Here is a 26,145-nt window from a genome sequence, read left to right as displayed (position 1 = left end):
TATATTTACTGCTTTTTATGTTTTAAAACGGCCATCGTCAAACGGCTAGTACACACTAAACGCTGACGTTCATCTCGAATTTCAATTTGCCATACTTGTGTTGTCGCACCAAGATGTAATGGTGTCGCCTTCCCCGTAACAAAACCACTACGAACGGCGCGAATATGGTTCGCATTAATATCTAAGCCAACACAATAATAATCACTAGTTACTGCAAAATTCGCAGCCAATGAACCTAATGTTTCGGCTAATACGACAGAAGCCCCGCCATGTAACATCCCTAGTGGTTGATGCGTACGAGAATCGACAGGCATAGAGGCTGATAGCGATGAATCATCGACAGCAACGTATTCAATGCCTAAATGTTCGACTAATGTATTTTTAGAGGTCTGATTAAAAAGTGCTAACGTAAACGGTCGCTGCCAAATCGCCATAATATTCTCCGCTTATTTATTATGCCTAACATCTACCTAATTCATGAATCCGACATGATAACACTCTCTCGATACGTCAGAGAAAATAATACTCCCGTTATAAAGTTGAATAACCACAATAAAATATTGATACTCCACTTATCATGGTTTTTAGGCATAAAAAAAGCGCCAATCTGGCGCTTTTTTAAAATACCATTAAATAATACTTATTGAACAACAGCAGCTGCAGCCGCTTGTTCAATGTCAAAACCAGGAGTCGTTACATCAGCACGACGGTTTTGAGCACGACCTTCAGTAGTATCATTCGATGCTGCTGGGTCTAGTTCACCACGGCCTTCCGCAGATACACGGCTAGGATCAATGTTGAAGTGCTTAGTTAAGTATGTTGCAACGGTAAGTGCACGTTGCTCAGATAAGTTCTGGTTGTATGCTTCTGCACCAGTGCTATCTGTATGACCAATAACAACAAGTTGTGCTTCAGGGAAGTTCACAAGACGTTGTGCGATTGGATCTAGACGTTGCTTATCTTCTGCAGATAGTTTATCGCTATCAAATGCGAATGGCATTGCCGCAGAAATAGGCTCTAATTGAATAGTTGTAGATTCAACAACTTCAGTTACAACAGGAGCAACGGCTGCTGGAGCACCCCAACCGTAAACAAGGCTCACACCGTAGTAATGTGCATCCCAGTTAATTTTAGTCTCTGCAGGTTTCACTTCCATATCGTGGTAGTACTGATATTCAGCACGTGCAGAAAGGTTGTTTGTAAAGTGATATTCAGCACCAAGACCAGCAGTAGCGATCAAGCTATCATCACGATCAGATAAACCTTCAGCTTTAATATGAGAGAACTGCCATGCGCCACCAACTTTAGTATATAAGTCTAATGCATCAGTTGCTTGGTAAGTAAATTTACCTACTAAGTCAATTGCTTGCTGCTTAACTTTAGCGTTAGCTTCTTTAAGCTTTACTTCGCCTAGCCAAGTATAACCCGTCTCAACAGCAAACCATGGTGTTACATTGTAACCCATGAAAATACCACCAGCCAAATCATCTCTATCGATTGAAGTTACTTGACTTGGGTTCCAATGATCATTGCCTGTTTTAGCATCTAAATCAGCATAATGAACACCACCAGCACGTGCACCCACATAGTATGGATTTACAGTTGCTGCATTTACGGCACCAGAAACAAGAAGTGCAAGAGGTAAAACTACCAAATTCATTTTAGACATTATTTATCCTTTATTATACTTATTACCACTACTGCTGTTTTCTCGATATCTCAACATAGAAATATAATTCGCGACCATATTTTTATATTTAAGTTCAAAAAAACATAATTAAAGTTAACAAAAGAAAAAATAAAAATCCAGAATAAATAAATATTAACACCAAATAAAAAACACAACACATTGATAATAAAGGTATAAATAAAAAACGATTTTGCTGATTTTATTCAAAAAGGTATTATATTTATTTTTAAAAAGCATTTAATTCATTACCTTTATCACTATAAAATGAAGTAAATATATCAATTTATAATAACTCAAGCATAACAATACACTCAAAATCGCAACCAATTCCAAAAAGGAATTTGATATGTATACTTGCAATGACATACACAAAACAAATACCACTGATGTGCTTTTAATAGGATTTTAATTCACTACTATTTCTCTTTATGTTATTACAACGTAAAATGGTTTCATTCATGCATTCAAGGGATTTATTACATATACCTTTATTAAATAAATCCTTTTGTTGTTTTTAGCTGATTTACGTGTTCAAGCATTATGAATTTAATTGAAAGTAAAATGACATCGCTTCCCCTCTCTGATTCACCTATCACTGTTGGTATTATTGGTGGCGGTATAGCTGGATCAACTATTGCACTTCGATTAGCAGAGCAAGGTATAAATGTTCAGTTGTTTGAAGAAGGGAAAAGTTTAGTTAATGGTCCCCCTATTTGTCACTTGCACGCAGGTGGAAATCTTTATCGTGAAATATCAGATCAACAATGTCTGACACTGCTCACACAATCGATTGATACACTACGTGTCTACCAACATACTTCGAATATTAGGCCAACCGTTATTGCTATACCTTGCAATGATGCTGGTAATCCTAATGATTTATTACCTCGACTTGAGTTATTACAACGTACTTACCAAGCACTGGTAGAACACGATCTTAAAAATAAAGTGCTGGGAGAACCAAAGGATTACTTTAAACTGTATCAACGTAGTGATTTGGAGCGTCTGGCATTACAAGACAATCCATCCCAACCGCTAACGCCAGATCAGTGGATGATCCCAGTCGCTAAATCTATCAATTTAGATCAATTCAAATACCCGTTAGTCATGGTGCAAGAATATGGCTTAAGTGTATTTAGAATTGCAGCAACATTGACACTAGCATTAGAAAAGCTGACATCGTGCCATGTTCATACCAGCACTAAAGTGACATCATTAGCTGAAAAAAGCACAGGCTGGCAAGTTAGCTATCAAGACGCGACTAACCAGCGACATCAGATCCATGTTGACTATCTGGTCAATGCCGGCGGTTATAGAACGGGGACTATTGATGACTTGGCACATATTCCTCGTCAACGAATGGTCGAATTTAAAGCAGCTTATGTCACCCATTGGTCACAATGTGATGCACAGTGGCCTGAAGTCATTTTTCATGGAGAACGTGGCACACCGAACGGTATGGCACAGTTAACACCTTATCCTGATGGTTTCTTCCAACTCCATGGTATGACACAAGATATTACTTTATTTAAGAATGGCTTAGTTGCATCAAATGCAAACAGTGCTCAACCACAGTTAGATTCTTCCTTTAAAGCCAAATTACAACAGCATTGGTCACAACAAGAGATTGATCAACGGACGCAACGGGCTATTAACCACATGGCGCAATTTGTTAATAAGTTTGATCAAGCGACTGTCGGTGGAAAACCCTTATTTGGTGCTCAACAAATTCCAGGAAATGATCCAACCTTACGTGCAGCTGATGTGTCTTATTCTCATCAACGCTATGCACGATCTGAGATTGTTAAAGCTTCATCTGCATTATCCGTAGCTGATGCCATTATTGAACAACTTGCTACATTAGATTTAATTCCAACACCAGTACCACAAACCCGTGAAAACGAGTTTCCAGTGGCTCATCAATTAAGCCAACACGATATCGTTAGTTATGCAGAGAAGATAGCTGAAGAGCGCGGTTTTCCGATCTCACTAGCACGTCCGATTGGCCACTAAACACAATGACAATCTTACAGATATAAAAATAGCTGCAATTGCAGCTATTTTTTATTTAATATAGAGCCCGTAAATAGCCTTTATTTCTTACCAATTTCATCATTAATAACCGCTAAAGCTTGTTGCTGAGTCGCTAAAATAGCTTGTTTGTTTTTCAATAATCCCAATTGCTGATCATAATTATCGCAATCTTTTTGTGATACCCAGTTCCAACTATTGCCAGATTTAAACTCATCACAGGCTTTTTTGAAACCTTTCGCCGCCTGTTGTAATTCTACAATCTTTGCCTGCGTTGATTTCACATTCGCCTGCATCTCTGCTTGACGTTCAAAGTACTGTTGCGATTTATCAATAACAACTTGCTGCTTATTCGTGGTTGTTTTTAATTTTACAACTTCAGTATCTAATTTCTTTTTAGTCACTTCTAATTTTTTTTGACTTACTGATAACTGTTGTTTCTTTTGCGCCAAAGACGCTAATTGTTGTGCAAAATCGGCTTTTTGCTTCTCAACTAACTTCGTCATCGCAGTTAACTCTGTAGTAGCTTGCTCTAACTGCTTGCTTTGCTCTTCACTATCAGCCACTAGTGCTTGATATTGTTCAGCACTATGCTCTAGTTGATCTGTTTGAGCCTTAATATGTTGCTGACAAGCTTGAAGATTCGGTGCACTACTATTCTGTTCTACTTTTACGCCTACACCATAACCAATTGCACCACCAACAATTAGTGCTAAAAGAGATAATAACAAAGGGGTTTTACTCGTCGCCTTAGTAGACATAATCACTTTCTCCATTTTATTTTTTTGGATTAAGAATAACTAATATATTTAACTGCTAATGAAATTAACATTTAACCGATGATGAATTGTTAATTTCACATCAAATAATATTCTATCTTTAAAAAAAACCTTACTTATTAGTAAATTCGAGAAAGTCCATCCTTGATTCTCAATTTTAATAATTTGTTTCAATCATAATATATTTTGAGATTAACCGATAAATGTACTCTAGCCAAACTAGGATTAATTTAACGGATTTCAATACACTATATAACTTTATGGTACATTTATGATCACACCACTTATTGTGTTAACTGTTTCAGCATTTTCAATACCTTTACTAGAAAACTCAACCTATAGTCAAACAGAAACTAAATGTACACTCACAGTTAAAGAAGAGCGCTTACTCGATAATACCGTCCTAACCATGTCGACAGACAGAAAAAATAACTATGACGTTAAAATCTACCATCTCAGCGATCTCCAAGCGCCATCTCGAGGACAATTAACCCAACATTCGATAGATAATGTCGATCAACACCAAGAAATCAGCTACGCCGTCGACCATAATTTGTTTAAACGCATCGATGATAAAACCGCTATTTATACAGCAACCATTGCCAACGATAATCTCAGTCCACAGCTATTTACCAAAGCATTTAAAGCCCACAGTTATCGCACTAAATTACATATTAAAGGACTGGCTCCCTTTGCTTTTATTGCCAGCCAACGCCAAGCGGATGCTTTTTTTCGCTGTGCGGAACAACAACAAATAGCAACCTTAGCTAAGCGTTAATAATCACTAACTATCGGCATTAACTTAATTTCAAGACTAAATCACTGTCTTTAATCCAACCTTGGCGACGCATAATATAGGCAACAATAAGTGTGATCGCTGCTGGTAAAATAAAATGCATTAAAACGATTAACCCATAAATATAACCACTACTGACACCAGGTTGTTCCATCGCAATCAACGTCTGAATCTGTCCTACAAATCCAGATGTTCCCATACCAGCACCAAGCGGCGTATTTTCCATATGAAAGACAACAGTTGCTATTGGCCCTAGAACTGCAGAGGCGATAATCGGTGGAATCCAAATTTTATAATTCTTAACAATATTAGGTAGTTGTAACATCGATGTACCTAACCCTTGCGCGAATATGCCGGCCCAGCCATTAACTCGGTAACTCATAACAGCGAAACCAACCATTTGTGCAGCACAACCGACAGTTGCAGCACCTGCCGCCAATCCATTGAGACTCAACATAATTGCGATAGCTGCACTACTGATCGGTAAGGTTAATGCCATTCCCATTAATACCGCAATTAGCGCCCCCATTAATAATGGCTGTAATTGCGTAGTCGACATAATTAATTGACCAAATTGAGTCATCACAGCCCCAACCAATGGTCCGATCCAACTACCAATTAATACACCAACTAATACTGTTACCGCAGGAGTCACTAAAATATCAACTTTCGTTTCGCCAGCAACAAGTTTACCGCATTCTGCCGCACAAACGCTGGCAACGTATGCACCAACAGGTCCCCCCATTGCAGCCCCCGCAGCACCAGCAATAGTTGAAGAGAATAATACTAATGGTGGCGCTTTTAGCGCATAAGCAATAGCAACACCAATTGCTGGCCCTGTCATTTGTTTCGCTATCGGCCACAATACGTCACTCAGCAAAGGTATTGAAAATTTAATACCTATCGTATTCAGAATTGATCCAATTAACAGCGATGAAAACAACCCCAGCGCCATAAAACTCATGGCATGAATAAAATAACAATGAAAAGAAATATTGATATTCTTTGAGACTAAAAATTGATTAACACGAGTAAAAAAACGCGACGAAGAAGATTGCATTACAGCCAATACCACAGATAGAGATCAATTATGGCAGAATTTTACCCGAGCTAGCCCATAAATACAGTCGATAAATAACCTTTTTTTATCATTTTGACTATATTGATACTCAACATACTTAATTCCTATATAGCACTCTCAACACATAAATAATGTAACTGTAACCTGATTCACATTACGTAACTCTAACATCAGCACAAACACAACTAAAAAGACGACGTAGTAATATACCCATTTAAGCCATTTATTTACTGTTATGGCTCTATGTTCATTAAGGAGCGATATCATGCCACTATTACCATTTCAGCCTTTTTCACCAGATAATGATACGCATACCTTTCAACCTAGTGGCAAGCGATTAACACCTATTGCAGCATTAATTAGTCTCTCGCTTAGTTTTCCTATTGTTGCAGCTCAACCACCATTAATGCTGGCTAAAAGTTTACCCAATGAACAGTTAAATGCAGCTCATTATAGTAATGACCATCAAATCCACGAAAATTTTACTCTCGATGATTATTTAGTTAGCGAAAAACTCGACGGTATTCGTGCTTATTGGAATGGTCAGCAACTTCTCACAAAAACAGGCAATATTATTCATGCCCCAAGATGGTTTTATGCTAATTTTCCTTCAACACCACTGGACGGCGAACTTTGGATTGAACGTGGTAAATTTCAAGCATTAACCCGTATTGTTCTTGATACAGAGCCGAACAATGAGGCATGGAAACAGGTGAATTATATGGTGTTTGATCTTCCACATAATAGTGCCCCATTCAGTAAACGCTACAGTCAATTAAAAGCACTAATTAAACAACAGCGAGATAGCAATAATCGACCACTTACTCATTTGCAGTGGATTGAACATAAATCTCTCGATAATCTGGCTATATTAGTACAGTGGTTAGATATTGTTAGCAGTCATGATGGTGAAGGATTAATGCTGCATCATAAATCAAATAATTACACTTCTGGTCGAACAGCACACTTATTAAAACTAAAAAACCATCAAGATGCTGAAGCTATTATTATTGGCTATGAGGAAGGAAATGGAAAATACCAAGGTATGATGGGAGCGATCTGGGTTAAAACAGCGACTAATAATACCTTTAAAATTGGCTCAGGCTTTAATGATCAACAGCGGCAATCGCCACCAGCTATTGGTTCAACGATTCAATATCGTCATAACGGTTATACCAACAATGGCATCCCCCGTTTTGCTCGCTTCATTCGAATTCGTAACAACCCAGATAGTTAACTAGACAACATCACTAAAATGTAATTATCTACGACATTTATTGTTACACTATTTAGAAGCAAATAAATATCAAGTCATTGATTAACTATAGTATATTTTTATTATAACTTTCTTATAATCATATAAATTAATGGCTTATTCATAATGCATATATTTAACATTTTCCGGACACTCTCAACAGCCGCAGTGCTCATCATTAGCGTTAGCAGCAATGCTTACGCCATGCCTAAAGGTGACGCAAGCAAAGGAGAACTCAAAACCCCAAGTTGCCGTTTTTGTCATGGTAGTAACGGCATAGCATCACAAGCAAGTTACCCTAATCTTGCTGGTCAACAGCAGAAATACCTTTATGATTCAATGCTCGCTTATACTAATGATATGCGTATTGGCCCAATGGCAACCATGATGAAAGGACAATTGCAGAACCTCACTTCACAAGATATTGCCGATATTGCTGCCTATTATTCTGAAATGAAATAGTTGTTATAGCACTTCGTTTTTAATCGTTTCAAATTGGCACAACCACTCAGAAAGCTCGGCAACCTGACGTGCCAATTCTCGATTAAGCCACAAATAACCGTAGTAACTGATATCAGTCCGGCTATCAACACTTGACGCTAACTTCGGATATAACGCTAAAATATCAAGCTGCTTTTTATTAAGCACCATTAATGGCTTTTGAGTTGATAATAAATCTTCCCCTAATAATCCACACATTAGTGATAATTGTTCTTTCGCCTGTGATAATGCCCTTATTTCCTGCACTTTTTCTTTACTGTATTGATGACGCCACTGAGTCTGAATAATATTTTCGAGTAAATTAAACATTCTTACCTGACACGCGATCGCTTTCTTTACAGGCAGTTTCATTTCAGGCGACTCATGACCAATACTCGATTCTAACGCTGTGATCTTATTTAATGTTTGACGTAATTGAGAGAGCTGGATCTCACGATAGGCATCATCACTATTGACTAACGCATTATGTTCCGAATAGTACTGATGAAATAGGCGTAAGAAATCACCACAGGCGAATTTAAAATGATCGGTCGCTTTAGCTGGAAATAAATATTGGCTCGCAATAATCGCCACTAACCCACCCCATAACACATTGGTTGTACGCCATAATGCAATATGTAAATCGCCAGGCCCGCTACCAGCCACTAAGACCAAAGTCACTGAGGTTAAAATTGCACTGTATGAGTATTTACCTAACGTAAAGTAAAGCGACACACTTAGCATCACAATCAGTAACCCATAATGCCAATAAACATTATCGATAGGGAAAAAATACAGCGACAGTCCTAAAATTGCCCCGACTGTAGTACCAAGTATTCGTTGACTGGCTTTATCTGACACTTCACCTGAATACTTGGCTGACATCACCACAATAATAGTAATAGGAGCCCAAGTGCCATAAGGAAGCTTAAAAATAATATCGACAGAAAAAGCTATAATGCAGGCGATAATAATACGTAGCACATGAAACAAACGCATGTACTTAATAATCTGTTGGTGTAAGGTTTTCATTCAGTGTTGTAACCACAAAAATAATCACTATGGGTAAGCTGATACAAATAACACACCACTTTCAAGATAACCAGCCACATAAAGCATATCACCACCACTATCACTGCATAAATTATCACTCAAAAAGCTGACTCAATCACATTAATGTACTTTAATTGATGTTTTAATAAAAAATATGCATTTTATACATAGCTGTATTATTAGATTCCAACAACAGCACCCTATCGATGCCAATAATCACTATTTTATACGGTTGATGCTTCTAAACAGCACCATTGATGATTTATCACTCAGCTAAACAATGGAACCTTATTTTGATGAACAAAAATCATTATCGATTGCTGTGGTTTGTGATAGCCTAATTCAATACTTATAATGATAACGAGTAAACACCATGAAAATTTTCAGTAACTTTGAAAGCGGTAGCATCAATGTTGTTAAAGCAGATCATAAAGACGACATTCAGCTAAGTATTCCTAACGATAACCAATCTGAACTACATCAATGGTTTCACTTCCGTTTAGAATCAGAAGCACAGCAGCCTCATACTATTAAGTTGTTAGATCTTGCTAACTCAGCCTACCCTGAAGGTTGGAACGGTTATGATGTTGTTGCCTCTTATGATCGTGAAGAGTGGTTCCGTATCCCTTCAGAATTTGATGGTGACACATTAACGTTTACTGTTATTCCTGAAAATGAATCAATGTACTTCGCTTACTTTGCACCGTACGGCTACGATCGTCATCAAGATCTATTGCACCTAGCGCAAAGCCACTATAACTGTCGCCTAGAAACACTCGGCCATACACTTGATAACCGTGATGTCAGCCTATTAGTTATTGGTGATGAGCACGCAGCAGATAGCGAAGAAACAGCGAAGAAAAAAATCTGGGTTATTGCACGTCAGCACCCAGGTGAAACAATGGCAGAATGGTTTGTTGAAGGTCTCGTTCAACGCCTATTAGATGAAACTGATACCGTTGGTCGCGCCTTACTAAACAAAGCTGTATTCTATGTTGTACCTAACATGAACCCAGATGGTAGTGCACGTGGTCATCTACGTTTAAATGCGATTGGCGTTAACCTTAACCGCGAATGGCAAACACCATCACTAGAAAAGAGCCCTGAAGTTTTCTACGTCCGTGAAAAGATGCTAGCAACAGGCGTGGATATGTTCCTTGATATTCATGGTGATGAAGCAATTCCATTTAACTTCGTTGCTGGTTCTGAAGGCATTCCATCATACGATGCGCGCCTTGAAAATCTTGAAAATAAATTCAAACAAGCACTATTAACCGTAACGCCAGAATTCCAAGACGAACACGGCTACGGCAAAGATAAACCAGGCGAAGCTAACTTAACAGTGGCATCAAACTGGGTTGGCGAACAATTTAACTGCTTGTCTTACACTGTTGAAATGCCATTTAAAGATCATAACAATCAGCCAGATAGCCTATACGGCTGGTCTCCAGAGCGTAGTATTGGCTTTGGTCACGACACGCTAGCAGCAGTACTTGCTGTTGCTGATGATCTTCGTTAATACCGATTCTCTATAAGCACCAAGCCAGCGGCTACCTTTTTAGGTGGCCGTTTTTTATTCAAAATAACGAATAAAAACACAAAAGCCTTAAGTGAGTAACTTAAGGCTTTTTTAGTGTAAAAACTAGCAAGTGGCGACAAAGTGGCGGCAAAAAGTAGTGATAATTGAATGTACTTTTAAATACAATAAATACCTTTATCTTAATCAAGTTCTCTTGCCATAGTGTCACTCAACAAAATCTTAATATCATGAGATATTAGCAAAGACTCTTTCATAATGGAGTTATACTCAACTAATGGAACATCGCAGCCTAATTCTGAATATTTTTTAAACAATTCCATTGAAGTAGACATTTTCGTATTGAGTTCTTCCTTTAGACTCATGAGTTGAGAGTTTGAACTAAAGTACAAATTAGTGATCATATTCACTTCATCACATAGTAAAAAAGTTTTCATACTTGCTTCTTTCCTATGCTCAATTGTTGTTGAACCAGTAAATGGGCTAAGCATTATCTTGCACTCTAAAAAGTACTCTGAAAATTTAGAGTAAAGTAACTCTATCTTTTCTCTACGTAAAATTTGATTTTCTTTTTTTCTCCAATTATCAATATCAACATTAGATTTAATAGTTTCTGTTGTCGTTGTAATATTTTTCTGCTGTTCTACAACCTGATCCATTTTAACAGTTAATACGTCAATTTTTGCTGCTTCGTTAGTACTCGTTATAGCCCTTTGTTGCGCTAATATTTCATCAATTTTATTAGTTACAGCATCAATCTTTGCTGACTCTTCTTGAATTTTAAAAAGGTATTTTTGATCTAATATTTCTAGAATATGATTTGTTTCCGCTGTAATTTTCGCAGATACTTTAAGATATGAAGCTGCATATGCGCCAACCCCTGCCCCAATAAGACCTGCTAAGAATGAAATAGCTGTTTGAGCTTCCATAAACACCTAAACTTGGTTAATAAAAGTAAAAATCCATCTCTTTATAGCGTCACTATGAACTGTCCGCAACTGATTGTTTCATTTCAACTTTTCATCTCCTCAAATTCCCCTGCAGCCCGCGCCAATACTGGCGTTGTGTGTTTAGTGAAAAAACAACCGTGATCATTAGTTTGTCAAAAAACGCCACGGAAAATACACTCTTTTTTTAATAATATCAATAAGTTAACAACCAACCGAGATCATCAAACTGAAATAAGGTGTAATTTAGATCATTCATTTAAATTTTATTTAACGCTCTGAATGACATTTAAGCGCATCACTCAAGCTGCCAAGCCCCACTATTACTGGGGCTTGCGCGTTAATTTGCTGCAGCCCCACGCGGCCAGAACTGCGAAAAATAAAACTGTAAAAATTTTTAGATCGTTAATCCCACAGGTGGGGAGGAGTAGTGGGGTTTACGTCACCGTGATAGATTCCGTGAGGGGCTGTGCGCTTCGTGGTTGGGTTGGTGATTGTTGTTCCATACCTTATCGACAGGCATAAAAAAACACCCTTGTGTGGGCGTTGAGGTGAGTATTATTAGCGCAGTTTATTTAGTGGTGGGATCCAAGCGTTGCTTTAATTTGGTTGATGCTTTGCCATGGCCTGTGACGCCGTCACCTTGAATTGGTGGTGATGTTGGCGCGCCTGTCTCTGGGCTGTTATGAGTATGGCTGGCTAAGGTACTTGATAGCTCCGTGACCACTTGCATTAGATCACTGAATAAACTCAACACATTTTCTTTTTCAGAACCTACCCATGTCTTAGGGCTTTGATAGCTTTGTGATTCAATGGCTAACACTTGGCGCACTTTACACTACAATGAGGCCAACACATCGGTTTCATCAATAAAGTTACCGTCTTGGTCTACTAACTAGTAAACCCCTTTGCGCTTTTGGTAACAGCTCCCCTACTTTTATGCCTAGTAGCTGTGAGTTTTAAATATCAGAAAGTGACATTGTAGTTCTCGGCCGTATCGCATTAGCTATATGCAAAGAGTAATCTAGATTTAGCCTACCTTCGCTCAGTCTTTAATAAACTTATATAGCTTGGTGAATGGCACTCCGCTAACCCGCTTAAAGATATGAAGCCGTTTCGTAAAAAAGATAATGTAATGGCTTTTCTTACTAAAGAACAAATTACTATTCTATTAGACAGCCTAGCCACTAGGCAAAATCCCGACATCATTAAGGTCGTTAAACTATGCTTATCTACAGGAGCACGATGGAATGAAGCGGCTCAATTGAAAGGTAGCCAACTCAGTAAATACAAAGTGACCTTTACCAAAACAAAAAGTGGTAAGAATAGATCTGTACCTATCAGCAAAGAACTCTATGACGAAATATATCAACCAACTTCAGGGGCTTTATTTTCTCCATGTTATAATTCATTTTGGAACCTACTTAAAACGATGGACTTTGATTTGCCATCAGGACAAGCATCACATGTATTACGCCATTCGTTCGCAAGTCACTTCATGATGAACGGCGGCAATATATTGGTGTTGAAAGAAATCTTAGGTCATTCTGATATTACAATGACCATGCGTTATGCTCACTTCTCACCAGATCACTTATCAAAAGCACTCACCAAAAACCCCCTATTTAGCCTATAAAAAGTGGCGACAGAATGGCGACAAACATCATTAAACGTCGCCTAACATCGCAAAACGTCGTATTTACAAGCAATACAAGTCATTGATCGAAAAAACTCAAGATACTGTTTATAAATGATTTTATTTTTAAGCGCTAACTTCTCCCATTCAACTTCGTTGCTGGTTCTCTATAAGCACCAAGCCAGCGGCTACCTTTTTAGGTGGCCGTTTTTTATTCACGATAATGAATAAAACCACAAAAGCATCAAAATGTGATGTTACTAATTTTTAATGAGGATATTTGCTTAGTGGCGACAGGTGAATCTTAACCTCAATTCATTGTTAACACATTTATAGGTGTTTTATTTAAGGTTTACATATATCTTTGCATAAATACGTAAAAATTTATCTCTCGTTAATTTTGATATTTTGAGAGCTAACCGTCTCTGTATTACTTTCTCTTGCTTACCCATCTATCGATATCCAACATCTATTAAGGATATGTATTTACTGACCAATTGAAAACTAACGACCATTATTAGGAAATACACAAAATTACGTATTATTAAGCCATTAACAGACATAAAAACACCTCAAATAGTGGCATGTAAGCGATAGTTGTCATGTTTAGGTACAAAAAATGTCGCTAGATAAGCGACATTTGAACTATCTAAAAACTAACCATGTAAATATTTTCTTTTATATTTTGATGCGTTAGCAAATAAAAACATAAAAGGAAGTGGTGTTATTAATCCTAAAATTGCCCAAATATTCTCATCCACTAAAAGTAAATAACCACTACAAAAAAACATAAAAATACACAAAATCACAATACTAAAATGAAATATTGGATATCTTTTCGTAAATTTCGCATATGAAGCAATCATGCAACAACCAAGTTTAAAATTAACATTATCAATAATATACTGTTAGAAAAAAAACTTAGCTGTAGATTATTTATTTCTTGTTACAATTTAATGACATTGATAGTCATTTTCCCCTAAAAAACACAAAAAACATTCCTTAATTACATCGATATCCGCAACCGGTTCTCACTAAAGTAAAGTTATCGCTTTTGAGCATTTCACTATGCAGGACATTGAAGATAAGCTTTGGCTTAACCAACAAAAAGATAATCGACATTTAACCGACTTAATTAAATATTGGAAACTTGCTCATAGCATGACATTTTCTAATGGTGAAAAATTTAGAGTGCTTTAATGCTTATTGCTGAAGCGATGAATAAACTAAGGAATACTACTCCCCTAACCCTACAATAAATATAAAACTATTTTGTAACAAAGATAAAGAAATGGTGATAAATAGATTATTAAAAATCAAAAAAAAGTGTATTTTAGAATAAAAAATACCACCAATAAATTATTTAACCTTTTGTTTATATTATCTTTTATTTAAAAGTGCACACTTTGTTACAAGTTAAGATAAGTTTTACTAATCAAGATTCCAAAAATAATGAGAATAACAGTGAATTCATTTATATTTGTGAAAATTCTGCATCAGAAAATGACTATATGAAATTAAGAATTACTTTTTATTTATTACTTTTACAGGCTTTTTACCAAAATCCTGTTTATGCCTCATCAACACTACCTACTAATCACGCCAAAAATGAAAATATTATTGTTATTCATGGTTTTGGGCAAAACGCAAAAGGAATGGAATTTATAACAAATGGTTTAAAAAATACGGGTTATAACACTTGTGTTCTAGAATATAAAACCGTTGGTCGTTCTGTTGACACCATAAAAAAACAGGTGGTTAAACAAATTAATGATTGTTTTTTAACCTTTGATAATTCATATAACACCCATTTTATCGGTCACTCTTTAGGTGGATTAATGATCCGCTCTTATTTAGCTGATCATCCATCTATGCTTAATAAACGAAAAATCGATAAAGTGATTATGATGGGAACACCGAATAATGGCAGCCCAATAAGTGATTCCTACCGAGAAAAAAGTATTTTTGGTCTTTTAGGTGAAATGTCGCTTGCTCTTGGTACTGATGAGGGAGATTTAGCTAAATCATTGCCTGAACCGTTTTACAAAACAGGTATTATTGCAGGTAATAAACCATGGCGAATTACAAGAAAGGCATTTAATGAACCTAATGATGGATTAGTGCCCGTTTCTTCAACTAAATTACCCAATATGGGCGATTTTATTGAATTGAATGTCGATCATGCAAGTATGAGAACTAACCAACTAGTAATAGACCATATCTTAGAATACCTCGATAAAGGTAAGTTTGTTTAGACAAAACATAGGACACTCATACCTTTACTGTTGAAGGTTAGGATGAAAAGTATTAAAGGATCCAAGCTGGATGGATTTAATTCTCCAGCATCAAATTAACGTAGAAGATAATTGAATAATAAATAATCTGTCGTCGTTTAATTATTGTTGATCTAATAACTAAAATCTAATTGGCCACACTCGTGGCCTTTATCTATATAAAATATTTTATCATTTTACAACACTGAATCATCTTATTTAAAATAATGTAAGTATGTGTTTTTCGCCTCTTCAAGCTCATCTATTGCTTCTTGTAGCTTTCTCTCTTTGTTTTTGATTTTATTTATCTTTCCATTCTCTTTTGCTTCTATTAATTCTTGTTTTCTTTCTTCTACTTTTTCCTCTTTGGTCGCTATCTTTTTCAGTTGTTTTGCTTTTAGCGACTCATCTGTACAATGAAAATTAACCTCTGCTAATGCTTTTTGTAAGCCCTTTAGCTGATGAGTATTGTTATATTCTTTTGCATAGTTAATCTGAATCTCAATTTCTTGTTTTTTAACCGCACAACCAGTGATTTCAGTAGCTTGAACTGTCGTTGAGAGTAAAAGTATCGTCAGCAAAATTGTTGGTGGAGCGATATTGTTTAGCATTACCACTCCAGTTATTAGGTATATTATTCACATGATAACTACAATTATAGATTGTCTTTATACTTAAATTGTTAGGGTAGAATCAAACCTCACTCTACAATTGATTAGAATGAGGCTGTGAATTTTTAATAACCGTTTAGATTAAACCAAGTTCACGCAAGCGTTCCATTAAATAGCTATGTGCTGTGTATTTTTCAGAGAGAACAACTTCAGGTTTGGGATGAAGAAACAGTGGCAATGAAATGCGTGATTTCGTTTTGTCTGCACCTTCTGGATTAATCACACGGTGAGTCGTTGATGGAAAGTAACCGTCTGATGCTTCTTGTAACATGTCACCAATGTTAATGATTAAATTGCCAAAATCACAAGGAACATCTATCCAATTACCATCTTTATCAAGTACTTGTAACCCCGGCTCATTTGCTGCAGGTAAAATTGTCAGTAGATTTATATCTTCATGCGCACCCGCTCGAATCGCCCCTAATTGTTCATTATCATCTAACGGTGGGTAATGAAGAACACGCAGTAAAGTCTTGTGACTGCCATCGATCATACTTGAAAGTGATTGGGAATATTTCTCAGAAATGGCGCTAGGTGAATATTCTTCAACCCAGGCTAATAACTCAGTTGCAAGCTGATTTGCTTCTTGATAATACTGCTGTATTTCTTGCTTAAGTTCAGTTGGACATTGACCCCAAGGGTAGTAATGAAAATATTCTTTAATGTCTTTTTGAGCGTGTCCTTTTGCGGTTTCTGACACCTCTGTTGGAAAAAAACCATCTTGAGTTTCTACATTAAAATAAAAATCAGACTTGTCTGCACTTATAAAAAATTTATACCAATTATCATAGATATTTTGGACTAGTTTTTGCTGAATCGGATGGTTTTTGAGTACGCCAAACCCAGTATTACGCAGAGATTCAACAAATAATTGTTTCGCATTCTCTGCGGTATAATCTACAGCTTCTAGTTTCATTGTTATTATTCCTTACTTTCTTTTTTATTATTTTATTAAACACTTTGCTGAGCGCGAGCATTCTATTTAAGAAACATATTCATAACAAGGATACACCGCACAAATATGAGCAAAAGCCACTATCGCCATTGCTGATAAGATGAAAATAGATTATGACGGCTAAAGCTAAAAACGATAAGATTGAGTAATATATCAATACCCGTAATTTCCAACGACTCGCTGCGTAACCACAAAGCATTGGGGCTAATGCTGCCGCCCATATAGGAATATAAAGAACCTGCATCATACGCACTTACATGAGCTTTATATAACTCACCAAGTAAACAACTTGAATTCGTTTTAAAAAACCGTATCCACAGATAATTAATCTTAACGCTGAATAACCCCAAAGATGGGTATCAAATAAACTAAAGAGTATATTCACCATATAACGCATAAACATATTTATGCTGACATTAAAAATTTTTTGGTTAAAAATAGAATAAGTAACGATCGCATAGTGTAATAACTAAATAATATTTTAGAATCTATATGTGAGCGCTTTTACACGCTCGCAGTATATTTTATTAATAAAAATTCATATTTGCTTATAGAAACCTATACGCCACTTCCCCCCTAGTTATTATTGTTCCAACTCGTAGGTATATCAGCTAGCGACTCGCAAGTAACAATAAAAAAATAAATACTTCCATTTATATTACCGAATTTAAACCTAATAAGTATTACCAACTAGTCTGCAAATTAAATTGTGTATTTGATGGATAACCCATCAACATAGAGACAACCCGAACAACGGGTAAATTATCAAGTTTGTAACAACTAATTCCCATATTACCACCATCATTACGAGAAGGCTTATTAACAGAACAGCTTAATTGTACTGTTTCACTCGTTTTACTATGCGGAAGAATACGTTCAGGAAAAGTTATATCATAAATACCTTTATTTATTCTCTTTACTGAAATTTCTCCTTCGAAAACATCAGGTCCTTTATCAACAAGTACTGAAGATAAATTACCTTCAGATGTAACTGTTATTTTTATATCTTTATCTGACGAAGGATAAGGTATTAAATCTGGAACAGGTATAGGGCCGGTATCAATATATTCAAAAGGAGGCTGAATGCCTTTAACTGTAGCGTAAACATGGTCTTGAGAATCTATATGAAAAGTTAGCCATCTATAATGAGGATTTTCAATCAGATTCTCAATATTTTTAACTTTTGACATATAGCCTTCTTCATATTTAGGGTGATTTAATGCTTCACAAATCAATTCTCCCTTAACATCTAAATGGCTTATTGAACGAAAATCAAAATCAGATATAGGTGTTGGCATACTATGCCCTGGATAATATTCACCCCGACCAGATTTTACTAACAATACTTTTGTTTTAATAATATTACTATTTGACATCAATATTGGGTTTTGGTCCCCTGGATAGTACTCCCCGCCCGATGATCCTCTTAAATATTTATCCCCTTGACAATCAAGTTTCTTATAATAAAAAAACTCATCATCTACAGAAAGTTCATTAGTCTCCCTATTATTTGGATCCAACTTAAAAATATTACCATCAACGATAGAATAATAACTCATCCAACCATTTTTATAAAACTTACCCTCTCTTGACCATCTTTCATCGCGATGACCATTTGGAATATCAATTTTATAACCTATTAAATTGTTATTTAAATCTTGCCAATAACCTATACTTTGAGGTGTAGTTGAAACTGCAAAAACATCAAAACTAGCTAACTCTAATAAAATTCCAGCCGCTACACTCGTTACTAACAATATTTTTTTCATATTAATCCTTTAAAAAATAATAACATTATATTATTCATTATCTCAATTGAAAAAATAAAAAACAAATACACTATTTATATGTTTGTAGAAAATTATGACACCAAACATATAAGTTAAGATGACTATAAACCTTTATAATTACAAATATCATGCTTGTTAATTATTTATGAAATAGCGTTACAATGAATAAATTTATCCACTATCACCGCTCATTGTTTAGTTATTCTAAACAATGAATTTAAATCCCCCTCAATTATCAAATACTTTTAAATCAATATACTGACATTATTAAATATTACTGCAAAAATCAGTCTCAACTCGCTGGTTATACGTTGTAGTAATAAACATAAAGAACAGAAGAGGTTATCGTGAGTACATTATTTGAGACAGTTAAACTAAACCAGCTAACATTACAAAACCGTGTTGTAATGGCTCCTATGACACGAGCACGAACCAGCCAACCGGGAAACATCCCGAATCCTATGATGGCAACCTACTATCAACAACGAGCGAGTGCTGGCCTGATTATTTCAGAGGCAACACAGATCTCTGATGACTCACAAGGCTATTCTTTTACTCCAGGCGTTTATACCGATGAACAGGTTGAAGGCTGGAAATTAGTTACTCAAGCGGCCAAGCAAGCCGGCGCGGCAATATTTTGCCAATTATGGCATGTTGGCCGTGTTTCTCATCCTGTATTTCAACAAGGTCAATTGCCAATAGCTCCCTCGGCTTTATCGCCCGTAGAAACAAAAGTGTGGATTGCTGATGAACAAGGTAACGGTAATATGGTTGATTGTGTTCAACCACGTGAAATGACATTAACCGATATTAAACGGGTCGTTAATGACTTTGCCTATGCTGCAAAACGCGCTATTGAAGCTGGTTTTGATGGCATTGAAATTCATGGCGGTAATGGCTACCTTATCGACCAGTTTTTACGTACTAACTCTAATCATCGTACGGATAATTACGGCGGTAACAGAGAAAACCGTACTCGTTTTTTACTGGAAGTCGTTGATGCCGTGAGTGATACTATTGGCAGTGACAGAGTAGGTGTACGCTTAGCACCATTTATCACCTTTAAAGATATGGATTGCCCAGATATCGTACCAACTATTTTAGCTGTATCAGAACAACTACAGACACGAGACATTGCTTACCTACATTTATCAGAAGCTGATTGGGACGATGCCCCAGTGATCCCAGAGAGTTTTCGAGTTGCGTTACGATCTGTATTCACGAACCCAATCATTGTCGCAGGCAGTTATACACAAGCACGTGCTGATGATATATTGCAACACGGTTATGCTGATCTAGTGGCTTTTGGGCGACCATTTATTTCTAATCCTGATTTAGTGTCTCGTCTTAAATATAATCAAGCACTCGATGATATTGATGGTGCAACATTATTTGGTGGCAATGAGCGTGGTTATACTGATTATAGTGTTTTTAGTCACCGTGAATAAATCAAAAATAGACCATGATTTTCTATAATTATCCAAATGGCTCTCTTTTCTAAGATAGCCATTTTTATTCGCATTATAAACCCTTTCCCCTACGGTTAGAGTCTATGGCGACAGTTGAAGTTCTTACGGTCAAGCTTGTACTGATGATAAACATACTCGATAACTGATGAAGTTATACTTACTTCACTCATTTTCTGTAATAAACAAGAATATTTCATTGTCCATTTCACAAAACATCACATTTCTTGACGGATTTTTCACGTTTATAGTGTAATTATGCACTATCTTTTTTTTATGGTATCTATCTATAGTGATAATTGAATTTTTAAGAAACCCTAAAAATACTGGGTCTGTTATATCAAGCAGCCAATTTTTAGTTCAAGAAATGATTTCACACATATCACCAGAAGGCACTATCATTGAGTTGGGTGCTGGCTCAGGTGTGATCACTCGTAAACTTGCAACAATTCAATCAGTAGATACTATTTATACTTATGAAAACAATCCAATTTTTCATAAATCGCTATTGAAAATAGATAAGACTATTTGCGTGTCTGACCTTTTTACTATGAAAGAAAGGCACCAACATCAAAAAGTCAAAACCATTATTTCAAGCATTCCTTTTGTGAATTTTTCTACTACGACTAAAGCAAAAGCTTTAAGTGATATGAGCACAGTATTAGATCATGGCGGTAAGTTGATCCAATATACTTATTTAAATCGTTGCCCATTTGGAGCAGAGAATTTAGAGCAAAATAAACTCATTCTTACCAAAGTAAAAAAGGTATGGCTTAACATTCCTCCTGCAACTGTTTTTGTCTACGAAAAAAATGATAATTTATAATATATCATCACGATAATACTGAAGGCTGCCAAATGGTAGCCTTTTTATCGTCTATATAATCACGCAACCTAATACATCAACTTGCTGGATCAACACTCACTTATTTGATGTTAGATTGCTAATTTGTATTTTTACTTATTCAGAATATATGACTAAAATTGCTTATTCTTTTATTGGAGCCAAACATGGACACGCAGAGTTATTGGTTTTCTTGCTAGGTAAGTGATATCGCATTCACTTACTGTTTTTATATGTGATGTGATTTATTCTTGGTAGCTACTGATGATATTATTTATTCTAGACACCCACTCTCTTTTTCCTCCTAGTCGATAATCCCTTTCGATATTAATTTACTTTTTATGCTTATTTTCTGAGCATGATTGTCGATTATTTTTTATTTCGCATGCAATAAATTGTTATATAAACACTCGCGCTATCGAGTGAAATTTTTATTTAGAGCAAAGCTCATGACTCAAATTAAATCAAATGCAACGGTAAACTCACGCCGAAAAGCAGACACTAATACACCTTTTTTAATTGCACAAGAAGGTCGTAATAGCGTTGATGCTACTTTATCCAATTTATCCACCAGCAAACAAGGCTTAACTCAGGATGACGTTGAAGACCGTTTACAAACACACGGTTTAAACCAAGTCTCTCATGAAAAAGCACCTAATGTTTTTTTTCAACTTTTAGCTGCCTTTAATAATCCATTTATTTATGTACTAATTATATTAGCAATCATTAGTGATATTACTAATTACTGGTTACCTAAAGAACATGGCCAACCAACAAGTATTTCAAGTGTAGTAATCATTGGTACGATGGTGACATTGAGTGCTGCTTTACGTTTTATTCAAGAGTTCCGTACTAACAAAGCAGCTGAAGCACTCAAATCAATGGTACGCACCACTGCAACTGTACGTCGTCGTGCCCATACAAATGCACCAGAAGAAGTAACTGAAATTGCACTCCAGCAATTAGTGCCAGGCGATATTATTCACTTAATGGCTGGCGACATGATTCCTGCTGATATTAAATTATTGGAGGCACGTGATTTATTTATTAGCCAAGCGGCATTAACTGGCGAATCTATTCCTGTTGAAAAAACAGATACTCCTTATCAATCACCAATCAATATAAATAATCAAGCCTCAGAAACCGCTAATGCTGACAGTAACCATGAAGCTGAACTAATTGAAATGCCGAACATATGTTTAATGGGCACCAATGTCTCAAGTGGAACAGCCATGGCGGTTGTTGTGGCTACTGGCTCAGAGACTTATTTTGGCTCATTAGCTAAGTCAATTATCGGTACTCGTTCGCAAACAGCATTTGATCGCGGTGTAAATAGCGTTAGCTGGTTATTAATTCGTTTTATGCTAGTGATGGTGCCTATTGTACTGTTAATTAATGGTTTTACTAAAGGTAACTGGATTGACGCAGCACTGTTTGCATTAGCCGTCGCGGTAGGTTTAACCCCTGAAATGTTACCAATGATTGTCAGTTCTAACCTTGCCAAGGGCGCGATGATGATGGCGCGTCGTAAAGTGGTGGTAAAACACCTTAATGCGATCCAAAATTTTGGTGCGATGGATGTCTTGTGTACCGATAAGACCGGTACATTAACGCAAGATAGGATCATTCTAGAACATCACATTAACGTTCAAGGTAGCAATGACGAACATGTTTTAGCCCTTGCTTGGCTTAATAGTCACCATCAAAGTGGATTAAAAAACTTGATGGATCAGGCTATTTTACACTTTGCAAAAGAAAACCAGACTCTAAGTCATTTAAGTTGCTTTTACAAAGTGGATGAATTGCCATTTGATTTTGTTCGTCGGCGGTTATCAATTGTTGTCGGTGATGAACACGATAACCACACCTTGATTTGTAAAGGTGCGGTAGAAGAAATGCTTGCTATAGCCACCCATATTAATGATAGCGGCCATGTGATCGCGCTTGATACAACTCGTCGTGAAAAGTTAATGGCGTTAGCTGAACAATATAATAAACAAGGCTTTCGAGTCTTATTGGTCGGTACCCGTGATTTAGGAATTAAAGGTTGCGAACTACCGCTCCAAAAAGATGATGAACGTGATTTAGTTGTCCACGGCTTGCTGACCTTCTTAGATCCACCTAAAGAAAGTGCCATTACTGCAATTGCGGCGTTACGCGAAAATGGCGTGATGGTGAAAGTATTAACGGGTGATAATCCAGTCGTTACCAGCAAAGTTTGTCGCGATGTGGGTTTAGAGCCTGGCGAACCATTATTAGGCACCGAAATCGAACGTTTAGATGATACTGCGTTAGCGCAATTAGTCGAGCAACGAACTATTTTTGCAAAACTCACCCCATTACAAAAGTCACGAGTACTTAAAACATTACAAAAGAATGGTCACACTGTTGGCTTTTTAGGGGATGGTATTAACGATGCGCCAGCGCTACGAGATGCTGATGTGGGTATTTCCGTCGATACTGGTACCGATATAGCGAAAGAATCTGCTGATATTATTTTGCTTGAAAAGAACTTGATGGTGTTAGAAGAAGGTGTGATTAAAGGTCGTGAAACCTTTGGCAATATTATTAAATACTTAAATATGACTGCGAGTTCAAACTTCGGTAATGTCTTTTCAGTATTAATAGCCAGTGCCTTCTTACCGTTCTTACCAATGCTAGCAATTCAGTTGTTGATCCAAAACTTATTATACGATATTTCTCAATTAGCATTGCCTTGGGATCGAATGGACAAAGAGTTCTTACGTAAGCCTCGTAAATGGGATGCACAGAACATTGGCCGTTTTATGGTTTGGCTCGGCCCAACGTCATCTATTTTCGACGTAACAACCTTTGCATTAATGTGGTTTGTGTTTGGTGCCAATACGCCAGCTCATCAAGCTTTATTCCATTCAGGTTGGTTTATTGAAGGGTTATTATCACAAACATTAGTTGTACATATGCTACGGACCCAGAAAATTCCATTTATTCAAAGTACAGCGGCATTACCGGTGATTGTTGCTACAGTACTCGTGGTGGTTTTAGGTATTACATTACCCTTCTCGCCATTGGGTCCATTAGTTGGTTTACAAGCACTACCTTGGCATTACTTCCCTTGGTTAGTTGCAATTTTATTTAGTTACTGCTTGGTTGCACAAGGTATGAAACGCTTCTATATTCGTCGCTTTGGCTGTTGGTTCTAAACGAATATTTATACCGAGCCTAATACTCAAACGGCTACTTATAAAGTAGCCGTTTGTTATATGGTTATACGTGGGCGTATTCAATAATAGTCTGATGGTATAATGCTAATAACTGCTCTGAATTAACCGTAACCCCAACGCGTTGAGTTGGCATCGATGACCACTCATCAGTTTGATACTGTCTTTTATCCAGCTTCTGCAGCGTCATTCCACTTGCTGGCCCCTCACAAACAACCCGCACAGATCCTTTTCGAGTGGTAAATAATGCCGGATTAATTACATAAGCAATCGCTGAAGGATCATGTACATGACAGCCATCAAGACCCACTTTCTGAGAATAAAAACGTAAGTAATAACGACTAATATCAAAGATAAACTCACCAACATCGCCTGCATCATGGCGCAATTTATCCAAATAACCAGCACTAAAGAAACTTTCTTCTGTTACATCTAATCCAATGATCGTCACCGGCCAAGGAGCACAAAAAACAATATCCGCGGCATGGGGATCATCATGAATATTAGCTTCAGCATAAGGAGTAACATTGCCATGATGATCGTTAACCCCAAATGCACCGCCCATCACCACAACCTCTGCCACTAATTCTGCTATTTCAGGTGCCGCTTGTAATGCTAAAGCAAGGTTGGTTAATGGCCCGACAGCCACCAAAGTGATTTCTTTAGGATGTGCTTTTACAGTATCGATAATATATTGATATGCTGGACGTGAATCATAACGCCCTATAAATGACTCTGGGATCTGAAAATCACCTAAACCTGTTACCCCATGCACGATTTCAGTAGGACCTACAGGTGCACGGACCAATGGCTGACTAGCTCCTTTGGCAATAGTCGCTTGCATATTAAAACGCTCTTTAAGATACAAAGCGTTACGAGTGCCATTATCAATAGTTGCGTTACCAAATACCGTAGTAAGGGCAACTAATTCAATTTCAGGATGGGCTTCTGCAAATAAAATCGCCATCGCATCATCAATACCAGGATCAGTATCTAATATAATTTTTTTTGTCATAATTTATTTTATAAACTCTATCGTTGATAGCACGTATCGACCGCCCACAAGTTTAGGAACGTTATTTGAAAGAGAATAAATGACTACTAGCACCGTTTCTGTGATAGTTGTAGATAAATAACGACTTCAGTAAGCTTTCTTTTTAGGCTCCAGTTAGTTATATTTCGACAATACCAGAAATAAAAGGCCACCTTTAATTATGACAAATCAACAGATCGACATTAACGAGATCGCTAAATCACTCAAAGAGCTAGGCCATCCAACCCGTTTAGCCATTTTTAAACGTGTTATTAAAGCTGGTTATCAAGGTATTGCTGTTGGCGATATTCAGCAACAACTTGCTATCCCTGGCTCTACCCTGTCGCACCATATCTCTAGTCTTGCTTCTGCGGGATTACTGATTCAACGCCGTGAAGGACGAACTCTTTTTTGCGTTGCTCAATATGATGCTTTAACCAATGTGATCAACTTTCTCCAAGATGAATGTTGTATTGATGAAAACTAACGGTCACTATCAACTTATTGCACATTATAATTAATAATGTCTTTTTATAGATGTAAACTGTACCGATAATATTATTTTATGGCGCTATGATGAATAATTAGATTGATAAAATAAATAACTCATTCTATATCGGCATATTGA

General features: G+C 36.7%; 22 protein-coding genes and 1 pseudogene. 12 read left to right on the top strand and 11 right to left on the bottom strand.

Annotation, left to right across the window (positions count from 1 at the left end; genetic code table 11):
* Window positions 1-5: 5 nt before the first annotated feature.
* Together C0W29_RS08290 and C0W29_RS08285 are read right to left on the bottom strand one after the other, a co-directional pair.
* A complete protein-coding gene (locus C0W29_RS08290; protein WP_045043019.1) occupies window positions 6-434 on the bottom strand; it encodes a hotdog fold thioesterase in 429 nt (142 codons plus the stop codon).
* Window positions 435-640: 206 nt separating this feature from the next.
* The gene (locus C0W29_RS08285) at window positions 641-1,669 is read right to left on the bottom strand and encodes an OmpA family protein (RefSeq protein WP_045045255.1); all 1,029 of its coding nucleotides are present in this window, start codon (window positions 1,667-1,669) and stop codon (window positions 641-643) included.
* A 582-nt stretch (window positions 1,670-2,251) separates the two neighbouring features.
* Here C0W29_RS08285 and C0W29_RS08280 point away from each other — a divergent pair.
* Window positions 2,252-3,703 carry an FAD-dependent oxidoreductase gene (locus C0W29_RS08280; protein WP_235869009.1) on the top strand — a complete coding sequence of 484 codons (1,452 nt, stop codon included), beginning with the start codon at window positions 2,252-2,254 and terminating at the stop codon, window positions 3,701-3,703.
* An 80-nt stretch (window positions 3,704-3,783) separates the two neighbouring features.
* Here C0W29_RS08280 and C0W29_RS08275 read toward each other — a convergent pair whose 3' ends face one another.
* Window positions 3,784-4,482 carry a hypothetical protein gene (locus tag C0W29_RS08275; protein ID WP_036792417.1) on the bottom strand — a complete coding sequence of 233 codons (699 nt, stop codon included), beginning with the start codon at window positions 4,480-4,482 and terminating at the stop codon, window positions 3,784-3,786.
* A gap of 289 nt (window positions 4,483-4,771) precedes the next feature.
* Here C0W29_RS08275 and C0W29_RS08270 point away from each other — a divergent pair, with 289 nt between their 5' ends.
* The gene (locus C0W29_RS08270) at window positions 4,772-5,278 is read left to right on the top strand and encodes a hypothetical protein (protein ID WP_045045253.1); all 507 of its coding nucleotides are present in this window, start codon (window positions 4,772-4,774) and stop codon (window positions 5,276-5,278) included.
* Between the two features lie 19 nt (window positions 5,279-5,297).
* Here the strand turns inward: C0W29_RS08270 and C0W29_RS08265 are convergent, their stop codons facing one another.
* Window positions 5,298-6,356, bottom strand: a complete 1,059-nt coding sequence (locus C0W29_RS08265) for a PTS transporter subunit IIC (RefSeq protein WP_036792994.1) — start codon at window positions 6,354-6,356, stop codon at window positions 5,298-5,300.
* Between the two features lie 286 nt (window positions 6,357-6,642).
* Here C0W29_RS08265 and C0W29_RS08260 point away from each other — a divergent pair, with 286 nt between their 5' ends.
* Both C0W29_RS08260 and C0W29_RS08255 read left to right on the top strand, forming a co-directional pair.
* Entirely contained in the window at window positions 6,643-7,614 is a 972-nt protein-coding gene (locus C0W29_RS08260) for a DNA ligase (RefSeq protein ID WP_235869008.1), read from the top strand.
* Window positions 7,615-7,758: 144 nt separating this feature from the next.
* Complete coding sequence (locus C0W29_RS08255; RefSeq protein WP_107174045.1) at window positions 7,759-8,094, top strand: c-type cytochrome; 336 nt, start codon at window positions 7,759-7,761, stop codon at window positions 8,092-8,094.
* Between the two features lie 3 nt (window positions 8,095-8,097).
* Here C0W29_RS08255 and C0W29_RS08250 read toward each other — a convergent pair whose 3' ends face one another.
* Complete coding sequence (locus C0W29_RS08250) at window positions 8,098-9,144, bottom strand: FUSC family protein (protein WP_036792422.1); 1,047 nt, start codon at window positions 9,142-9,144, stop codon at window positions 8,098-8,100.
* 394 nt (window positions 9,145-9,538) lie between these two features.
* On the opposite strand from C0W29_RS08250, the gene C0W29_RS08245 reads away from it, so the two are divergent.
* Window positions 9,539-10,684, top strand: coding sequence for a M14 family metallopeptidase (locus C0W29_RS08245; protein ID WP_045045252.1), 1,146 nt, complete (start codon window positions 9,539-9,541; stop codon window positions 10,682-10,684).
* Between the two features lie 200 nt (window positions 10,685-10,884).
* On the opposite strand, the gene C0W29_RS08240 is transcribed toward C0W29_RS08245, so the two are convergent.
* Window positions 10,885-11,631 (bottom strand): hypothetical protein, encoded by a 747-nt coding sequence (locus tag C0W29_RS08240; RefSeq protein WP_045045251.1) that lies wholly within the window; start codon window positions 11,629-11,631, stop codon window positions 10,885-10,887.
* Between the two features lie 589 nt (window positions 11,632-12,220).
* A complete protein-coding gene (locus C0W29_RS08235; RefSeq protein WP_045045250.1) occupies window positions 12,221-12,472 on the bottom strand; it encodes a hypothetical protein in 252 nt (83 codons plus the stop codon).
* Window positions 12,473-12,661: 189 nt separating this feature from the next.
* On the opposite strand from C0W29_RS08235, the pseudogene C0W29_RS08230 reads away from it, so the two are divergent.
* From C0W29_RS08230 to C0W29_RS08225, 3 genes and pseudogenes are all read left to right on the top strand, one after another.
* Window positions 12,662-13,285 (top strand): annotated as a pseudogene (locus C0W29_RS08230) (phage integrase); the annotation flags it as partial.
* Window positions 13,286-14,353: 1,068 nt separating this feature from the next.
* A complete protein-coding gene (locus C0W29_RS21900; protein WP_268952931.1) occupies window positions 14,354-14,485 on the top strand; it encodes a hypothetical protein in 132 nt (43 codons plus the stop codon).
* 206 nt (window positions 14,486-14,691) lie between these two features.
* Window positions 14,692-15,540, top strand: a complete 849-nt coding sequence (locus C0W29_RS08225) for an alpha/beta fold hydrolase (RefSeq protein ID WP_052671671.1) — start codon at window positions 14,692-14,694, stop codon at window positions 15,538-15,540.
* Between the two features lie 233 nt (window positions 15,541-15,773).
* On the opposite strand, the gene C0W29_RS08220 is transcribed toward C0W29_RS08225, so the two are convergent.
* The 3 genes from C0W29_RS08220 to C0W29_RS08210 all read right to left on the bottom strand — a co-directional run bounded on the left by C0W29_RS08220 (window position 15,774) and on the right by C0W29_RS08210 (window position 18,953).
* Window positions 15,774-16,169, bottom strand: coding sequence for a DUF1090 domain-containing protein (locus C0W29_RS08220; RefSeq protein WP_045045248.1), 396 nt, complete (start codon window positions 16,167-16,169; stop codon window positions 15,774-15,776).
* Between the two features lie 136 nt (window positions 16,170-16,305).
* Entirely contained in the window at window positions 16,306-17,145 is an 840-nt protein-coding gene (locus tag C0W29_RS08215; RefSeq protein WP_045045247.1) for an isopenicillin N synthase family dioxygenase, read from the bottom strand.
* Between the two features lie 722 nt (window positions 17,146-17,867).
* Window positions 17,868-18,953 (bottom strand): hypothetical protein, encoded by a 1,086-nt coding sequence (locus C0W29_RS08210; RefSeq protein WP_045045246.1) that lies wholly within the window; start codon window positions 18,951-18,953, stop codon window positions 17,868-17,870.
* A 368-nt stretch (window positions 18,954-19,321) separates the two neighbouring features.
* Between C0W29_RS08210 and C0W29_RS08205 the strand changes: the two genes are divergently transcribed.
* From C0W29_RS08205 to mgtA, 3 genes are all read left to right on the top strand, one after another.
* Window positions 19,322-20,422, top strand: a complete 1,101-nt coding sequence (locus tag C0W29_RS08205) for an alkene reductase (protein ID WP_107174044.1) — start codon at window positions 19,322-19,324, stop codon at window positions 20,420-20,422.
* A gap of 310 nt (window positions 20,423-20,732) precedes the next feature.
* Window positions 20,733-21,266 (top strand): class I SAM-dependent methyltransferase, encoded by a 534-nt coding sequence (locus tag C0W29_RS08200; RefSeq protein ID WP_045043030.1) that lies wholly within the window; start codon window positions 20,733-20,735, stop codon window positions 21,264-21,266.
* A 467-nt stretch (window positions 21,267-21,733) separates the two neighbouring features.
* Window positions 21,734-24,466, top strand: coding sequence for a magnesium-translocating P-type ATPase (gene mgtA / locus C0W29_RS08195; RefSeq protein ID WP_045045245.1), 2,733 nt, complete (start codon window positions 21,734-21,736; stop codon window positions 24,464-24,466).
* Between the two features lie 64 nt (window positions 24,467-24,530).
* Here mgtA and C0W29_RS08190 read toward each other — a convergent pair whose 3' ends face one another.
* Window positions 24,531-25,499 (bottom strand): nucleoside hydrolase, encoded by a 969-nt coding sequence (locus tag C0W29_RS08190; RefSeq protein ID WP_045045244.1) that lies wholly within the window; start codon window positions 25,497-25,499, stop codon window positions 24,531-24,533.
* 199 nt (window positions 25,500-25,698) lie between these two features.
* On the opposite strand from C0W29_RS08190, the gene C0W29_RS08185 reads away from it, so the two are divergent.
* Window positions 25,699-26,004 (top strand): ArsR/SmtB family transcription factor, encoded by a 306-nt coding sequence (locus C0W29_RS08185; protein ID WP_373455551.1) that lies wholly within the window; start codon window positions 25,699-25,701, stop codon window positions 26,002-26,004.
* The last annotated feature ends 141 nt before the right edge of the window (window positions 26,005-26,145 follow it).

Origin of the sequence: Photobacterium kishitanii (genome assembly GCF_003026355.1) — a bacterium.
GTDB classification, from domain to species: domain Bacteria; phylum Pseudomonadota; class Gammaproteobacteria; order Enterobacterales; family Vibrionaceae; genus Photobacterium; species Photobacterium kishitanii.
The sequence above is the reverse complement of the archived record's forward strand: the minus strand, read 5'-3'. Positions and strand labels throughout refer to the sequence as shown.